At 72.1% G+C, this 16,467-nt stretch carries 13 protein-coding genes; 4 read left to right on the top strand and 9 right to left on the bottom strand.

From position 1 onward, the window contains the following. Nucleotides 1–32 precede the first annotated feature (32 nt). Entirely contained in the window at nt 33–2,207 is a 2,175-nt protein-coding gene (locus ACFPZN_RS21510) for an ATP-dependent DNA helicase (protein ID WP_378283853.1), read from the bottom strand. Nucleotides 2,208–2,359: 152 nt separating this feature from the next. Here ACFPZN_RS21510 and ACFPZN_RS21505 point away from each other — a divergent pair, with 152 nt between their 5' ends. Both ACFPZN_RS21505 and ACFPZN_RS21500 read left to right on the top strand, forming a co-directional pair. Beyond that, nucleotides 2,360–3,412, top strand: coding sequence for an MCE family protein (locus ACFPZN_RS21505; protein WP_378283852.1), 1,053 nt, complete (start codon nt 2,360–2,362; stop codon nt 3,410–3,412). A 5-nt stretch (nt 3,413–3,417) separates the two neighbouring features. After that, nucleotides 3,418–3,915 (top strand): phosphoribosyltransferase, encoded by a 498-nt coding sequence (locus ACFPZN_RS21500; RefSeq protein WP_378283851.1) that lies wholly within the window; start codon nt 3,418–3,420, stop codon nt 3,913–3,915. 21 nt (nt 3,916–3,936) lie between these two features. On the opposite strand, the gene ACFPZN_RS21495 is transcribed toward ACFPZN_RS21500, so the two are convergent. From ACFPZN_RS21495 to ACFPZN_RS21485, 3 genes are all read right to left on the bottom strand, one after another. Further along, complete coding sequence (locus ACFPZN_RS21495; protein WP_378283850.1) at nt 3,937–5,064, bottom strand: hypothetical protein; 1,128 nt, start codon at nt 5,062–5,064, stop codon at nt 3,937–3,939. Between the two features lie 143 nt (nt 5,065–5,207). After that, nucleotides 5,208–6,689: an RsbRD N-terminal domain-containing protein gene (locus tag ACFPZN_RS21490; protein ID WP_378283849.1), complete on the bottom strand. Its 1,482-nt coding sequence runs from the start codon at nt 6,687–6,689 to the stop codon at nt 5,208–5,210. Between the two features lie 258 nt (nt 6,690–6,947). After that, on the bottom strand, nt 6,948–8,159 hold the full coding sequence (locus ACFPZN_RS21485) for an RsbRD N-terminal domain-containing protein (protein ID WP_378283848.1): 1,212 nt from the start codon (nt 8,157–8,159) through the stop codon (nt 6,948–6,950). A gap of 647 nt (nt 8,160–8,806) precedes the next feature. Between ACFPZN_RS21485 and ACFPZN_RS21480 the strand changes: the two genes are divergently transcribed. Then, the gene (locus ACFPZN_RS21480) at nt 8,807–9,430 is read left to right on the top strand and encodes a hypothetical protein (protein ID WP_378283847.1); all 624 of its coding nucleotides are present in this window, start codon (nt 8,807–8,809) and stop codon (nt 9,428–9,430) included. A gap of 434 nt (nt 9,431–9,864) precedes the next feature. Next, complete coding sequence (locus ACFPZN_RS21475; RefSeq protein ID WP_378283884.1) at nt 9,865–11,790, top strand: DUF6801 domain-containing protein; 1,926 nt, start codon at nt 9,865–9,867, stop codon at nt 11,788–11,790. A gap of 334 nt (nt 11,791–12,124) precedes the next feature. Here the strand turns inward: ACFPZN_RS21475 and ACFPZN_RS21470 are convergent, their stop codons facing one another. The 5 genes from ACFPZN_RS21470 to ACFPZN_RS21450 form a co-directional block, all read right to left on the bottom strand. Continuing rightward, complete coding sequence (locus tag ACFPZN_RS21470) at nt 12,125–12,790, bottom strand: hypothetical protein (protein ID WP_378283846.1); 666 nt, start codon at nt 12,788–12,790, stop codon at nt 12,125–12,127. Nucleotides 12,791–13,358: 568 nt separating this feature from the next. Further along, on the bottom strand, nt 13,359–13,934 hold the full coding sequence (locus ACFPZN_RS21465) for a hypothetical protein (protein ID WP_378283844.1): 576 nt from the start codon (nt 13,932–13,934) through the stop codon (nt 13,359–13,361). Nucleotides 13,935–13,949: 15 nt separating this feature from the next. After that, entirely contained in the window at nt 13,950–14,558 is a 609-nt protein-coding gene (locus ACFPZN_RS21460) for a hypothetical protein (protein WP_378283843.1), read from the bottom strand. Nucleotides 14,559–14,614: 56 nt separating this feature from the next. Beyond that, nucleotides 14,615–15,241, bottom strand: coding sequence for a hypothetical protein (locus ACFPZN_RS21455; protein WP_378283842.1), 627 nt, complete (start codon nt 15,239–15,241; stop codon nt 14,615–14,617). Nucleotides 15,242–15,475: 234 nt separating this feature from the next. Next, on the bottom strand, nt 15,476–16,441 hold the full coding sequence (locus ACFPZN_RS21450; RefSeq protein ID WP_378283841.1) for an AraC family transcriptional regulator: 966 nt from the start codon (nt 16,439–16,441) through the stop codon (nt 15,476–15,478). Between the last annotated feature and the right edge of the window lie 26 nt (nt 16,442–16,467).

Genomic DNA, 16,467 nt, shown 5'->3' with positions numbered 1-16,467 from the left:
TCGTTCGCCGCGCGCGGTGGAACGGAAGTGAGTTAGGCGTCGCCGGAGGATGCGGAGGAGGCGGCCGCGTCGAGGCGGCGCAGCGCGTTGCGGACGACCTCGGCGTCCGTCGTCGGCCAGAACGGCGGCAGCGACGCCTTGAGGAAGCTTCCGTAGCGGGCCGTGGCCAGCCGCGGGTCCAGGACGGCGACGACGCCGCGATCGTCCATCGAGCGCAGCAGCCGCCCGGCGCCCTGCGCCAGCAGCAGCGCCGCGTGCGTCGCGGCGACCGCCATGAACCCGTTGCCGCCGCGCGCCGCGACCGCCCGCGAGCGGGCCGAGTTCACCGGGTCGTCCGGGCGCGGGAACGGGATCCGGTCCATGATCACCAGTTGCAGCGACGGGCCCGGGACGTCCACGCCCTGCCACAGCGACAGCGTGCCGAACAGCGAGGTCCGCTCGTCCTCGGCGAACTGCTTGACCAGCAGGGACGTGGAGTCCTCGCCCTGGCACAGCAGCGGGTGGGTGAGATGGTCCTTCAGCTCGTCGGCGGCCTGCCGCGCCGCCCGCATCGAGGAGAACAGCCCGAGCGTGCGGCCGCCCGCGGCCTCGATCAGCTCGGTGATCTCGGTCAGGTAGGCGTCGGCCAGGCCGTCGCGGCCCGGCTGGGGGAGGTGGCGGGCGACGTAGAGGATCCCCGACCTGGGGTGGTCGAACGGCGATCCGGCGTCCAGGCCGGACCAGACGATCTCCTTCTCCCCGTCCTTCTTCCCGTCGTCCTCGGTAGCGGTGCGGGCCAGGCCCTCGGCCGCCGTCTTCGCGTCCCGGGGCGTCCCGTCGCCGGCGTTCCCGGCGGTGTCGAGGGGTGGCAGGCCCCACTGCCGGGCCAGCGGCTCGAACGACCCGCCCAGCGTGAGCGTCGCCGAGGTGAGGATCGCGGTGCGCCGCTCGAACAGCGTCGTGCGCAGCAGCCCGCCCACCCCGATCGGCGCCACGTGCAGCGACGGCGGGCGCTTGGGCCTGCCGTCCTGGACGAACGGCTTCTCCACCCACACCACGTCGAACCGCGCCGAGATCTCCGGCTGGAACGACTCCAGCAGCCGCACCGCCGTGTCGTGCAGGTCCTCCAGGGCCGACCGGGCGGCCTTGCGCGCCGCCATGGTGCCGGCGTCGGAGTCCTTCTTCTCCGGGCCGATCGCGGTCAGGCAGGCGTGCGCGGCGTCCCGCACGACCGCGAGGGTGTTGCCGAGCGCGGGGGACAGCACGTCCATGCGCCCGCCCGGCAGCTCCTCCAGCAGCAGGCCCAGGCCCTCGGCCGACTCCTTGAGCCGGTCGGCTCTACCCATTACGCCGCCCGAACCCACCTCCTCCTCGATCAGCCGTCCGCAGCGGCGGGCCGCGGTCTCGACCGCGGCGGCGCTCAGATCGCCGGTGGCGACCGAGGTGACCCGGTCGACCAGCTCGTGCGCCTCGTCCACGATCACCAGGTCGTGCTCGGGCAGGACCTGGAAGTCCTCCAGCGCGTCGATCGCCAGCAGCGCGTGGTTGGTGACCACCACGTGCGCCTCGCCGGCCTCGGCGCGGGCCAGCTCGGCGAAGCACTCGGTGCCCTGCGGGCAGCGCTGGGCGCCCAGGCACTCCTTGGCGGTCACCGAGACCTGCCGCCACGCCTGCTCGTTCACGCCGGGCACCAGCTCGTCGCGGTCGCCGGTGGTGGTCTCGTCGGCCCACTCGTTGAGCCGCTTGACCTGGCGGCCCAGCGCGGACAGCTGCTGCGGGTCGAACAGCCCGCCGCCCTCGGGCTCCTCCGGGTCGTCCAGCGCGCCGGTCTGCACCTTGTTGAGGCAGAGGTAGTTGCGGCGGCCCTTGAGGATCGCGAACTTCAGCTCCCGGCCCAGCAGCGGCCCGAGCGTCTCGGCCAGGCGCGGCAGGTCGCGGTCGACCAGCTGCCGCTGCAGCGCGATCGTGGCCGTGGACACCACGACCGTGGTGCGCCTGTCGACCGCGTGCCGGATCGCCGGGACCAGGTAGGCCAGCGACTTGCCGGTGCCGGTGCCGGCCTGGGCGGCCAGATGCTCCCCGGCGGCGATGGCGCGCTCGGCGGCCAGCGCCATCTCCACCTGGCCGGGGCGTTCGGCCCCTCCGATGGCCTCGACGGCGGCGGCGAGCAGCGTCGCCGTGTCCGGAATCTGGGTGTCGCTGCCGGTCAGCAGATCAGGGGCGGGCACGTCGCCCAACGCTACCGGTCGCGGGGACCGCGCGCGTCCCGGGTGCGTGAGAGGGATCACGCCGTCACGGGGAGCGGAGTGGGCGCTCCCTCCCCAATAATGCAAGCGGCCGCTTACGGGGCGCGACCGTGAGCAGGCACCCAGGGGGTTCCATGTCCGATGCCGCTCTCTCCGCACGCTCGCGGGCGCTCTACGCCGCCCTCGGCGCGGGCGCCCTGGCCGCCGCCGTGACCACCGCGGCCGTCGCCGCCCTCCCCGGAGACTCCGGCGCCACCCGCTACACCGCCGCCTTCGGCCGCGCCGGGCAGGGCCTGGACGCCCGCTCGGACGTCAAGGTCCGCGGCGTCACCGTCGGCACGGTCGAGTCGGTGGGGCTGGAGCCCGACGGCCGGGTCCGCGTCCGCCTGCGGGTGGAGCGCGGCGTGCGGATCCCGCGCGACGCCAGGGCGCGGATCGACCCGGTGTCGATCTTCGGGCCGAAGGAGATCTCGCTCGACCTCGGCCCCGCGGCCGGGCGCGGCCCGTACCTGGCCGACGGCGGCACCATCACCCGCACCCAGGACCCGGCCGACCCCGCCGACACGGCCCGGCCGCTGTACGACACCGCCCGCGCCATCGACCCCCAGGACATGGCCACGATCGTGCACACCCTCGCGCAGGGCACGGCCGGGCAGGGGCCGGCGCTGCGTCGCACCATCGGCAACGGCTCCCGGGTGATCGACGCGGCACACGCCGACCGGGCCGTCATCAACGGCCTGATCAACGACCTCGGCGGGCTCGGCGGCACCCTGCAGAACCGCGGCGGGGCGCTCGTGGGCACCGCCCGCGACGCCGGGGCGCTGTCGGCGAGCCTCGGGGACCGTCCCGACAAGGTGACCCGGCTCCTCGACCAGGCCGCGCAGGTGTCGTCCCGGGTCGGCGACGACCTCCAGGGGCACGGCGACGACCTGGGGCGGATCGTGGACGGCGCGGGCCGCACCGCGAACGTCGCCGCCGCCCGGAGCGGCGAGCTGCTCATGCTGGTGGACGCGCTCAACGGGTTCTTCGACGGGCTGGCCAGCGTCATGACCGCCGCCGGCCCCGAGGGCACCCGGCCCGCCGTGCTCAAGGGCACGCTCCCGCTGGACGCCTGCGCGATCGTCGCCGATCTCTGCGGCCCGGCCGGATCCGGGGTGCCGAGCAGTCCCGCCGGTCGGCGAAGATAGGGGCCGTGTCTGCCGAAAGAGAAGTCCTGACCTGGGAGATGTTCGGTACGGCCGGTCGCGCGCTGGCCCAGGAGATCGCGGACGACGGCTACCGTCCCGACCTGATCCTGTCCATCGCGCGCGGCGGGCTGTTCGTGGCCGGTTCCCTCGGTTACGCGCTGGACGTCAAGAACCTGCACGTGATGAACGTGGAGTTCTACACCGGCGTGAACGAACGCCTCGACCTGCCGGTGATGCTCCCGCCCGTGCCCAACGCCGTCGACCTGTCGGGCGCCCGCGTCCTGGTCGCCGACGACGTGGCCGACACCGGGGCCACGCTGAAACTGGTCCGGGACTTCTGCGCCGACCACGTGGCCGACGTCCGCTGCGCGGTGATCTACGAGAAGCCGCACTCCGAGGTCAAGTGCGAGTACGTGTGGCGGCACACCGACCGGTGGATCAACTTCCCGTGGTCGACGCTGCCGCCGGTGGTCGAGGGCGAGGACCAGGTCCTGGACGCCTGACCGGCGGCATCGGCGGCGGCGCTAGCCGCGCGGCTGGAGCCGGACGGCGGCCTTGGGACGCAGCGGCAGCCAGACCAGCCGTATCGGGACCGGCGCGGGCTGCGGCGGGACGGTGCGGAGCCGGGCGTCGGTGAGCCGCCGTCCGGCCAGCCACCGCCGCACGTGCGCCGGGACCTCCCGGCGCCGGGACATCCGCGTCCGCGCCAGCAGCAGCGCCACCGACGCCGCCATCGCGGCCAGCCAGCCCGCGTGGATCGCGGCCAGGTCCTCGGCGTCGAAGGACTCCTCGAAACCCGCGCGCAGCACCGCGCCCGGAGTGATCGGCGGCGGGCTCGCCGCGATCTGCGGCGAGGCGACCGGCGGCAGCGCGACCTGCGGGAGCGGGATCCCGGCGACCGCGTTGAACGAGGAGTTGGTCAGCGGCGGCACGTCCGAGGGCAGGTCCGACAGCGAGATCCCGGGCGGCAGCGCCCCGGACGAACTGGTGAGGATCAGCGTGTAGCTCCTGGAGACGGTGACGGCCTTGGACGCCGACACCGACGCCTTGAGCTTGATCGTCCCCGGCCGGGCGTTCGACGGCGCCGTGACGGTGGCCGCCGCCGTGCGGCCCCCGCCGCCGACGCTGCCCATGCCCTGCGCGGACGGGCTCACCGAGGCGCCGCTCGCCGACAGCCGCAGCACCGTGCCGTGGGCCGTGGCCTTCGCGGCGGCCACCTTGACCGTCACCGCGACCGTCCCGCCGGGCTTCACCGTCGAGGACGACGTCGACAGCCACATCGACAGCACCGGGTTGCTCGTCCCGGGGCCGCCTCCCGGCGGTGGGTCCGTCGGCGGGGGCGTCGTGGGCGGGTCCGTCGGAGGATCGGTCGGCGGGTCCGTCGGGGGATCCGTGGGGGGATCCGTCGGAGGGTCCGTCGGAGGGTCGGTCGGGGGGTCCGTGGGCGGGTCGGTCGGCGGGTCGGTCGGAGGATCCGTGGGCGGGTCGGTGGGGGGATCGGTCGGCGGGTCGGTGGCCGTCCCGCCGGTCGGGGACTCGCCGCTCGGACTGGGCTCGGGTTCGGCGATGACCGGTGGCGCCGCGGCCACCGCGAAGACCGCCGCCGCACCGAGCCCGGCCAGCAGGGAGCCGCCCGCCGATCGTGAGCGCACCTGCACGCACCTCCACGCAATCGCCGACCATGTCGTTCAAATGCACCGTGGTTCCGAATAGGCATGGGAGCACGGAACGAATGGTCGAATCAACCCTGACCGAACAGAGTTATTCGCGGATGCGCAATCGCCGTCGGTGGTTATCACCGGGTTCGCATTCTGGCCTCCATGGGCAGCCCGCCGTCCAGGGGTCCGCGGCCCTCGGCGGGCACCCGGCCGTCCGCCGGCACCCGGCCGCCGCGGCCGAGATCGAGCGCGGTCATCGCGATCTCGCGCGGCCCGGTCTCGCGCGGCCCGGTCTCGCGCGGCCCGGTCTCGCGCGGCCCGGTCTCGCGCGGTCCGGCGGCGCGGGGCGCCGCGTCCAGCGGCTCGGCGTCGGGCTCGGCGTCGTGCCTGGAGGCCGCCGGGTCCTGGAGGCCGGGGGCGTCGGCGTCGGCGCGGCGGCGCAGCCACATCGCGCGCAGCACCACCTCGATCGCGAACCGCGAGTCCGGCTCGGTGAGCCGCTCGCCCAGCGTGCCCTCCAGCTTGCGCATCCGGTACCGCACGGTCTGCGGGTGGACGTGCAGCTCCTCGGCGATCTCGGCGGCGGTGCCGCGGGTGGTGAGCCAGGTCCGCAGCGTCTCCAGCAGCCGGTGCCGCTGCCCGGTGTTGAGCGCCGCCATCCCGGCCAGGTTGCGCCGCGCGATCTGGTCGATCAGCGCCGGGTCGTTCAGCAGCCACAGCGTGATCAGGTGGTCCTCGCAGCGGGTCACCGGGCCGTCGTCCAGGATCCCCGAGTCGACCATGGCCAGCGCCTGGCGGGCCCAGCGCAGCGAGTCGGCGCAGCCGCCGGGCGGGACGCTCACGCCGGAGACGGCGCGGCCCTCCGGCAGCGCCTCGGCCAGCATCCGCTGCCGGTCGGCGGTCATCCGCCCCGGCACCAGCAGGTGCGGCTCGGGGTCGGTGAAGTCGGCCAGCACGTCGCGGTCCAGCGCGGTCCGCACCACCCGGGAGCCCGGCGGCACGGCCACCAGCGTCATCTCCTCCGGGACGTCCCACTCGGCCGGCTCGGCCAGCTCCTCGATCGCGCGCCGGGACGCCGCCGGGCGGCGCAGCAGGAGCCGCAGCAGCCGCCGCCGGTGCTCCTCCAGCTCCTCGGCGGGCAGCGCGTCCAGGTAGCCCTTCAGCGCCAGCGAGGCCAGCTCGTCGATGTAGGCGAACAGCGCGTCGGCCAGCTGCGCCATCACGGCCGAGGACAGGTTGCGCTGCGGACCGACCCGCATCACGCGCCGCCAGGCGACCTGCGCGCCGATCCGGAACGCCGCCTGCAGGTTGTCCAGGGTCCGGCCCTCCTGCGCCTCGAAGCGGCCGAGCCTGCGGTAGGTGTCCTCGTGCCGCTCGCGCGGCAGCGACGGGTCGGCGATCTGCTCGACGAAGTGGGCCAGGGCGCGCTCGACGCCGATCTGCAGGGCCTGGACGTAGGGACCCTGGATCGGCCGCCCGTACTCGGGGATCGACCGCCGGATCTCCTCGATGATCTCCGTGGCCAGGCTGGGCAGCTCCGGCCGCATCATGGCGGCCAGATGCCTCGGCAGGGGGGCCGACAGCTTCACCAGCCCGCCCGGTTCGAGCGTACGCGTCATCGGTGCACCTCCGAGAACGCCGAGATCATGGGAGCGTTCCCGCGCCGCCGGCGGGGCCGCCGGCGACTGTGACCTCGGGGTACGGCATGTGACCCGGGAGGAGCGCGCCGAGCGGGGGACCCCTGCGCGCCCCCCGGCAGGAATGTTTGTGAGGTGAAGCACACTGAACGTAGATCAGAAGGGCGTCGTTTTACGGTAAAGAATCGGCAAAACCGCCCTGCGTCATCACCTTGACACAATTGGTGATTCACATCGTCGTCAGCGCAGCGACGGGCTCCGTTCTCTCAGCCGGCCCGCGCGCAGCACCGCTTCCAGCGCAAATCTCGATTCCGGGTCGGTGAGCTGCTCTCCGAAAGCCTCGGTGATCTGCCGGAGCCGGTACCGGACGGTCTGCGGATGCACCTGGAGCCGCTTGGCCGTCTCGACCGCGTTCCCCTGCGTCTCCAGCCACGCGCCCAGCGTCTCGGTGAGCCGCAGCCGCTGCGTGGCGCCCATCCGGGCCAGCACGGCCAGCCGCCGCCGCGCGACCTGGTCCAGCAGCGCGCCGTCGGCCAGCAGCCACAGCTCCAGCAGATGGTCCTCGGCCGCGGTCAGCCCGGCGTCCTCGACGATCCCGGTGTCCACCAGCGCCAGCGTCCGCCGCGCCCAGCGCAGCGAGTCGGCCGCCTCGCCCGGCGGGACGGTCAGCCCGGTCGCCGCCCGCCGCTCCGGCAGCGCCGCCAGCAGCACCGCGCGCCGGTCCGCGTCCAGCGGGCCCGGCAGCACCAGATGCGGCTCGGCGCCGCCGAGGTCGGCCAGCACGTCGTCGCCCAGGGCCGCGCGCACGCACCGCGCCCGTGGCGGCAGCGCCACCGGCGTCACCTCCGCGGGCAGGCTCCACCCGGCCGCGTCCGCGGCCCGCTCCAGCGCCGCCCGGGACGGCCGGGGACGCTCCACCAGCATCCACAGCAGCCGCCGCTGCAACTCGGCGCGCTCATCGTCGGTGCGGGACCGGGCCTCCTCGAACCCCTCCACCGACAGCGAGGCCAGCTCGTCGATGTAGGCGAACAGCGCGTCGGCCAGCTGCGACATCACCGTGGACGACAGCCCGTGCCGGCGGCCGACCTCGGCGACGCGCCGCCAGGCCACCTGGACGCCGGTCCGGTAGGCGGCCTGGAGCGCGTCCAGGCTCCGGCCCCGGTACGCCTCGCTGCGGCCCAGCGCCCGGCACAGCTGGTCCCGGCGGTCGCGCGACTCGTCCGAGCCGGAGATCTGGTCGACGAAGGTGCGCAGCGTCTGCTCCACGCTCGCCCGCAGCTCCAGCCGCGCGCCCGAATCCGGCGGCTCCCCGTACTCGGGAATGGTTCTGCGGATCTCCGACATGATGTCCTCGGCGAGCGAGTCCAATTCCGGCCGCAGAACGGTGGCTATCCGCGGTGGAAGCCGTCCCGGACGCCGATCCCGCCCGGCGGAATCGTGGATGCGCGCCATCGTCGATGCTCCTTCCCGCCACCGCCGGCCGCGCGGCGCCACGGGTGGCGGCGGGGAGCCTCCCGGCTGCGGTAGGGCCATTACGGTCAGCGATATCGCGTGCATTCCACCCGCGGGGCCGGCGCATTCACCGGTCCCCGGGGTGATCTACGACGCGTCAAACGTAACCCAATCGGGCCGGTCGTGCACCGATCCATGGAAGGTTTCCCCGGGGGAGCGCGAATGATCGCACCGAGTGGTCATTGACCAGCGGTGATGATGTGCACGGAGCGTGGCGGGAGACCGCCCGGTCACTCACTTCAAGACAGAACGATCGACGTTTTCATCATCGGGTGACAAGAAATCGAGGGCGCTCAAGATTTTCCGATATCAGCCCTTGTCGGACGCGAAGTCGGCACTTAGTTTACTCATCGGTAGGAGGCGCCGAAGCGGAACGGGGCAGGTTACCAGAAACCTCCGCCCGGTTACCCGGATACGGCGAAAACTCCCCGGCCGATCCTGCCGGCCGATCCTGCCCGGCCGCAGTTTCACATCCAAGGAGCCGCCCAGAGAAGGAGTCTTGCCACCCCGTCCCCGGATCCCACCCCAACGAGTACCGAGTACCGGCACCCACCGGGTACAACCCCCCTCTCGAAAGGGCACATCCAATGCGCAAGTCCATCCGCACGGGACTCATCGCCGGCGCGATCGCCGCCGCCGGAATCGGCCTGACCGCCGCTCCCGCCGCCGCGGCCGACGCGAGCTGGACCGTCACCGGCGCCTCGGGCTACGCCTACGGCTACTCCGACGACACCCAGCTCAGGGTTCCGCGCAGCGGCGCCGTCCTGAAGTGCGTCGACGCCGAGGCCGACGCCACGATCAACAACGGCAGCTACAGCAGTACGGTCGGCACGATCGACAGCACCACCTGGACGACCTGCACCGGCCCGTTCGGGCTGACCTTCAACGTCACCCACGGCGGCACGTGGAACATCAAGGGCGTGCAGCCGACCGCGGACCCGGCCGTCAACGTCGGCTCCATCACCAACATCAGCGCGTCGATCTCCGGCCCGGCCTGCAGCGCGACCTTCACCGGCGGCGTGCCCGGCTACTACCGCAACGCCACCGGCACGCTGTCGGTCGACCCGACCGCTCCCAACCCGGGCAACGTCTCGCTGGTCGCCTCCGGTGTCACCGGTTGCCTCGGCATCATCCAGAACGGCGACACCGCCCAGTTCACCGGCAACTTCGAGATCGACCCCAACACGATCGACCTCACCTACGTCCCCTGACGGCGGTGAACACCGTGTGACCCGGGATCAGTCCCGAACGGCCGCCGCGCGGAGCCAGGCCCGTCCACCGCGCGGCGGCCGCACCCGTTTCCGAGGGCACCGCCCGCCGGTGCTTCCCCTCTGATAGAAATCCGGCGGCGGTTGTCATCGGTTTATAAAGGTGTCGCCGGCGGGCCTCGCGGCGATTGGCTTCCTTGTCGGAGTTGTGCGCCGCCGTCTATGCTACTCGTCCGTAGCAATGACTCTGTGAAACTGTCATCGTCATTTCTTCCGGTGCTGTCGTCGCAGGAAGCGGCCGGTGCAGCCGTGCTCGGGGAGCGAAACACGCGGCCGCCGGCGCGCACCTCCTTTTCTCGTACGGATAGGCGGATATGAAGAACGGCGCGCGTTGGGCATCCCGCAGGTCCGTCCGCACGGCGGGAATCGCCGCGGTGATGGTATTGGCGGGCCTGATCCCGGGGGCCGCCGCGGCCGTCGGCAGCCAGCGGGCGGACGTCTCGCTCAGGTACGCCTGCCAGTTCCCCTCCGGCGCCGAGCAGGTCGCGGTGCGCGTCCAGGGCACCTTCCCCGGATCGGTCGAGCCGCGCTCGCAGATCCGGGTGCAGGGGGTCTCGGTCACGACGACCCTGCCGGAGAAGGCCGTCGCGGGCCTGGGTGAGGGCGCGACGTCCGTCGAGGGCGTCGCCGGCTTGGACGTCCTGGTCACCGAGGGGCGACGGCCCGGCAGCGCGACGTGGCAGGGCCTCACGATCCCCGGTACGAAGGTGCCGGGACAGGGCTCGCTCAGCCTGGAGGCCGCCGGCGCCGTCCCGCCCGCCACGATCGGGACCGAGGGCGACGCGGTGTTCTCGGCGGGGGCCCTCTCCCTCCGGCTGACCCTCAAGGGAGCGGGCGACGGCGCCGCGGCCCCGGCCCCGCTGACGGTGGCGTGCACGCCGAACCTCGGCCAGGACAGCACGCTGGTGACCGTCCCGGTCACCGGGTCGCCGGACGCCGCCGACCCCGCGCCGTCCGCGAGCCCGGGAAGCGGCGGGGCCCCGTCGCGCACCCGCGCGGCCCCGGGCGAGGAGTGCCCGGACCCGATGCCGGAGGGCGGGTACAACGAGAAGTTCGTGCACCTCTTCCCGCCGGTACCGCCCGACCACGTCCACGTGTCCGACCCGATCGCCGGGTGCGCGTTCCTCTCCGGTAAGTCCAACGTGAACAAGCTCAAGGGCGCCAGCCCGATCGCCGGCCGCGCCTCGGTGATCGTGGGGCAGGACCTCTACAACTATCCGGACCCCCCCACCGGTGAGCAGCTCACCCAGGCTCGGCACATCGCGGTGGCCCACCTGGACACGCTGGAGTCGACCTTCCTCACCTTCGGGTTCATGCCGACGACCGCCAAGATGGAGATCACCCAGATCGGCAACATGAACCTGGCCTCGGTCGGCCCGGCGACGGTCTCCACCCGGCCCACCATCACCAACACCTGGGCGGAGGCGACGATCCGCGTCCATGACGTGCGCGTCAACGGCTCGCCCATGGACGTGGGCCCGAACTGCCGGACCGAGAAGCCCGTGTACCTGCCGCTGACAGGCCGGAGCGACAGCGACCCGCCGTACGACGTCGCCCAGGGCGGACGGCTCGTCGGCAGCATCGACATCCCCGGCTTCAGCGGATGCGGCGTCGGCGAGGACCTCGACCGGCTCCTCACCGCGTCCATCTCCGGCAAGGGGAACTACATACAGCTGACCCAGGGGCCGGTGTGCTTCCCCGCGCTCGGGAGCACCCGCATCAACCCCTGTCCCCCGACCCCCGGCTACGGGTACTCCATCAAGCCGGGCGGCGAATGGACCGCCACGTCCGGACCGGTGTCGATCCAGGCGGGCAGGACGGGCAACGCCGTCGTCCAGTGCTCGTCCACCACGATCCGCGGCCGCTTCGAGAGCGGGACGCTGATCCGGCCGGACGCCATGGGCGAGGTGACCGGTGTGACGTTCCGCGGCTGCGAGGGCAACGCGACCTTCGGGGGCGAGGACTTCACCGTGGAGGTCGGCCGCCTGCCCGCGAAGATCACCGACAACCGCGCCGGGATCGACCCGGCGACGGGCGACTTCACCGGCGCCTTCGCCGACTGGTCCTTCCAGGTGTCGTCGGCGTCGTGCAGCTTCGAGATCTCCGCGTCCAACCAGGCGCTGCCGGCGTTCACGCACTCCCGGAGCAAGAACGAGATCTCCGTGCCGGGGCTGGGCTCGGGAATGCAGGTCAGGAACAAGAGCGCCACCTGCGCCAGGTTCGCGGGGCCGCCCCAGTTCGTGGAGCCGATCGTGTACCCGGGGATCCAGCAGGACATCAGGTACGGCCAGACGTTCGAGTGATCCGGCGGGACGGGAGCCCGCGGCCGACGCCCATCGGGGCGTTCCGGCCACGGGCTTCTTTGTGCCGCGGGCGCCTTCGCCGCTGCATACGGGCCCGTGCGTCTCAAGCCCCGGTGACCGAGGTTTGCCGGCGGACCAAGCCCGGACGCTCGAAGCTCGCACGCCCGGACGGCCGCTGCTGGACTGGGCGCGTGAGGCACCGCCCTGAGCTGCCGGGACCGGGGATCGGGCGGCGGGCTCCGCATGGTGAAAAGGTCGGCGCGCACGTCAGAAAGCCCGCCACCCTGGAGGGTGGCGGGCCCCTGCTGTGCGCGGCGCGGGCGCGGGCTCGGAATCAGCCGATCTTGGCGAGTTGCTGGGCCACCGCCGGCGGGACGGTCGGCGTCCCCAGCTTCACCGAGATCGTGTTGTCCGGCCCCGGCACCGTGAGGTTGATCAGCGGCGTCGCCAGGATGCAGTTCTGGAACTCGGGGATCGTGTAGGTGCCCGTCAGCGTGCCGCCCTGCAGGACGTTCCAGTCGTCCCCGGACACCAGGTTGATCGTCGCGGGGGTCTTGGTCTTGCAGTTGTCGCCGACCGGCGTCGGGATGCCGGCGACCTTGAGGTTGGACAGCTTGAGGGTCACCTTCGAGGTGCTGGTGACCTTGCCGGTGTTGAGGTCGATCGTCCCGGTGGTGGGGGCCGCCTCGATGAGGGTGGTCGTCACGCTGACCGGGATGACGCCCCACTGCTTGAACTCGCCCTGGGCCGGGGGCATCACCAGGTTGGCGGTCAGACTGCCCGTGCCCAGGTCGAGGCTCGACTTGAGCGTGCCGGGCCCGAGGTTCAGCGAGGAGTTGGTCGCCTTGATGAAGGTGGTGCCGGTCGCCGGGTAGTCGACCTTGAGGATCGGCTCGGCCTGCGCGGCGGAGGGGACGGCGAGGACGGCGCCGGCGGCCAGCCCGGCGGTCGCGAGCGTCGCGAAGCGGCGGGCCTTGCTGCGAAGGGACGGGCGCACCATGAATTGCCTCCTGGGGCGGGACGGAATTCGGCCGGCACGGGGCGCCCCGGTGTCGTCGCGCCTTGGTGGCGATCGCTTGTGGCGGGCCGCCGACCGGCCGCCCCGGGTGCGGGCACCCGGGTGGAAAGAGAAGATGGTCGGGGTGCGGTCATGCGGGTCACGGCATTTCCGCGAATCGTTTCAACGGACTGAACATTACTTCTGCGCGGAATGGGTGACAAGGCTTGGTGCGGGCAATTTCCCGCGCTCCGGGAAAGCGGCTCCAATCATTGTCATCGCAATATAAGTGCGCGCTTTGCTTTGTGTGTGGATGATAGGTGGAAGCGGAGGTGCGGCGGATCCTCCCTGGTCGGCGGGCGGGCCGGTGGGACGGCGCCGTACTGGCCGCTTTGGGCCGCGGTGGAATCACTGACCGTGAATGCTGCCGCACATTCCGGTGACCGTCGTGAATAACCGAGCCGAGCCGACCGCCGGCGTGGACCGAGAGCTCGCCGGCGACGGTCGGCCAGAGTCGGCTCCTCCGCGTCGACCGAGCGCCGGCCCGCGGTACGGGGCCGGCGGGTGCGGCTCAGAGTGGAGGGTCGACGGTGTAGTCGCCTCGCCATTCCAGCAAGTCGCCGTTGGTGACGAGGCCGAAGCAGCTGACGACGCCGGAGGCGATGAGCGTGACCTTGTCGGGATTGGGCTGCAACGCGGCGAGCGCCATGGCGGCGCCGGCGCTGTCATAAATCCCCGGCGATCCACCGGTCACCGTTATCGAGCAGGAGACACCGCTGAAATGGAGCGAGATCTGGGTGATGGATATGGTGGTGAGGCTGGACGGTGGATATGATGTGAGGGTTTTGTACTTCCATATCCCCGTGGCCTGGGCGTTCAGACTGAAGTTGAGCGAGTCTGTGCAGTTGGTGAAGGCTTCGGTCTCGAGGTTCACGGCATTGAAGGTGGGCCAGCCGACCATCTCGTGCTCCTGGCAGGTGATGATGCGCTGGCGGGTGCGCAGATTCCAGAGCCCCATGTTGGTGGAGAAGAAGGTCACGTAGTCGGCCGCGCGCGGGGCGCTCTGCGCGTGTGCGGGCGGAGCCGTGAGGGCGGTGGCGAGCAGGGCCGCGACCAGGACGAGGCGCCTGACGGTCGATCCGATCATGTCTTCTCTCCCGCGTCAGGGCGTGTGGGTGAGGGTGTACGGCGGGTCGGTCGCGTAGCGCGCCGTCCAGTTGGCGACGCCGCCGTTCTGGATGAGCCCGAGGCAGCCCTGGACGTTGGAGAAGGTGAGTCCGACGCCGTCGGGGTTGGAGCCCGCCGAGTCGAGGGAGAGCGTGCCGTCGGTGTTGTCGTACCGGCCCGGAACCCCGCCGATGATCGTCGCGGTGCAGCCGAGGCCGGAGAGGATGAGGTGGACGCCGGTGATCGAAACGTGGTTCACATCCGGGTCGGCCGTGGGGGCGACGGCGTTGTACCGCCACTGGCCGACGACCGTCACGGCGAACGAGCTGAACGGGAGGCCGCAGTTCGTCAGGGTCTGGTCAGTGATGGAGCCGATGTCCGGGCCGGGGTGGCTCGTCGTGTCGTCCATAGGTCCCGACATCTCGTGATAGGCGCAGGTGAACCTCGCTCCGGAAGCCGGCACCGTCCACGTGAGATCGGACGACCCGTAAGTGACCCATCCGCCGGCACCGCTGACCGTCCATCCGGCCGCGTACGCGGGGGAGGCCGTCAGGGCGACGGCCGCGGCGACTCCCGCCGCCAGTGTGAGCAGGCGCTTGAACATCGGCCGCATCATGCGTGGCGTTCCCTTCGGGACGGGTGAAACGATGTGCCGGGCGGTCAGGGGGTGCTGGAAAGGCCATATACGGGATCAGTCAGATACGCGGCGTCCCACTCCATGGTTCTTCCGTTCGCCAGCATCCCGGTGCACCCCGTGACATCGGAGGCCACGAGCTCGTGGCCGCCGGGGTTGGGCGCGTTCAGATCCATCTCGAGGTAACCCGTGTCGCTGTGGTAGTAGCCCGGTGCCCCGCCCGAGATCGTCGCTTCGCAACCCGGGCCGCTGACCTCGAGTTCGATGGCCGTCACGGAAATGACGCTCACGTCCGGATTCGCGGTCGGCGCCACCGCGTTGTACTCCCAGAAGTTCTCCGATGTCACAGCGAACTGTCCGATGGACGGGTGGAAGCACGTGCCCCAGTCGAAGTTCTCGAGAACGCCGATTCCCGGCCCGGGGTGCCCGGACGTGTCGTTGAGTTCGCTCGCCATGAGCTGCTGGTCGCAGGTGAAGGCGACATTGGTCTGGACGTCCCTCAGGTAGGGCTGGCCACTGGAGGCGTAGAAGACCAGGCCACCGGCCCCGCTGACCGTCCAGGTCGCGGCGTGGGCCGGAGTCGCCGTGAGGGCGACGATCCCGGTGACCGCCGCGGCCGACGTGAGAACGCGTTGACGGAATGACCGCACCATGATCTCTTCTCTCCCGAGGAGTGCCAGGACCGCGCGAGACGGCCCGGGTGCACCGACGGTACGACGCCCGGTTTATACCGACAAGGGAGATTTCTAGAGGTGCTCGAAATTGTTCCGACCGCTCAAGCGCTTATCACCAGCTGCCAAGAACGCGGGCACACGGATGGCAGCTAAATTGCGCGAAGGTGCAACCGGAACCGGATGCCGTGATCCCCGCGGGGTGGTCCCGGCGGTTCATCGGGAAGCCGTCCGGGTGCGGCGGTATTCGCCGGGGGGCGTGCCGAAGTGGCGGCGGAAGGACAGGTGGAAACCGACGGCCGAGCGGTAGCCGACCCGTTCGGGGAGCACCCCCAGCGGCAGCGCGGTCTCGTCCAGGAGCCGGGCCGCCTCGCGCATGCGCCGGCCGTTCAGATGCCGGGCCGGGGCCTCGCCGACGAGGCGGGTGAACGTGGTCGCGAACGCCGACCGCGACATGTTCGCCTCCCGGGCCAGCGACGCGAGCGTCCACGGTTCGGCGAACCTGGTCTGGATCGCCAGCAGGGCCCGGCCGATCCCCGGATGCCGCAGCGCCCGCAGCGCGGGCGAGGTGTCGCCGAGCCTGCCGAGCGCCACCCGCAGCGCCAGCACGAAGACCAGCTCGAAGGCGCGCAGCGCCACCAGCCGGGCGCCGGGCGCGCCGTCCCGTGCCCCGCCGGCGAGCCGGTCGAGGGTCCCGGCCAGCAGCGGCTCGTCGGCCAGCATCTCCCGATCGAGCACCAGGATCTCCGGCAGCGCGCGGTAGAGCGGCGACACGGCGGTCTCGTCGTAGTGCAGCCCGCCGCACAGCAGCTCGGTCGCCGGGCCCGGGCCGTCCACCCGCAACTCCGTGGCCGTTCCGGCCGGGCGGCCTGGGAGCAGCAGGTCGAGCGGGGTGGTGGGACGGCCGGGACGGTCCGCCAACTCGTGCGCGGCGCCGTACGGGAAGACCGCCAGCTCGCCCGCGCGCAGGACGACCGGCTCGGACGGCCCCGGCATCGTGATCGCGCACTCGCCGGAGTGCACGTAGTGCAGGATCGCGTTCCGCTCCTGGTCGCCGCGCAGGCCCCAGGGCGCGTGGACCGTCCACCGGCTGGCGAACACGCCCTCCAGGCGCAGCGGCGCCAGCCACTCGCCCAGCAGGTCGCCCTCCGGGGCGGACGTCTCCCGCACTTCCACCGTCACAGACGATCCTTAATCAAAGCCGGATC

The sequence above is a fragment of the Actinomadura rugatobispora genome, from assembly GCF_042656285.1.
Lineage (GTDB): Bacteria > Actinomycetota > Actinomycetes > Streptosporangiales > Streptosporangiaceae > Spirillospora > Spirillospora rugatobispora.
This window is presented reverse-complemented; position numbering and strand designations above follow the sequence as displayed.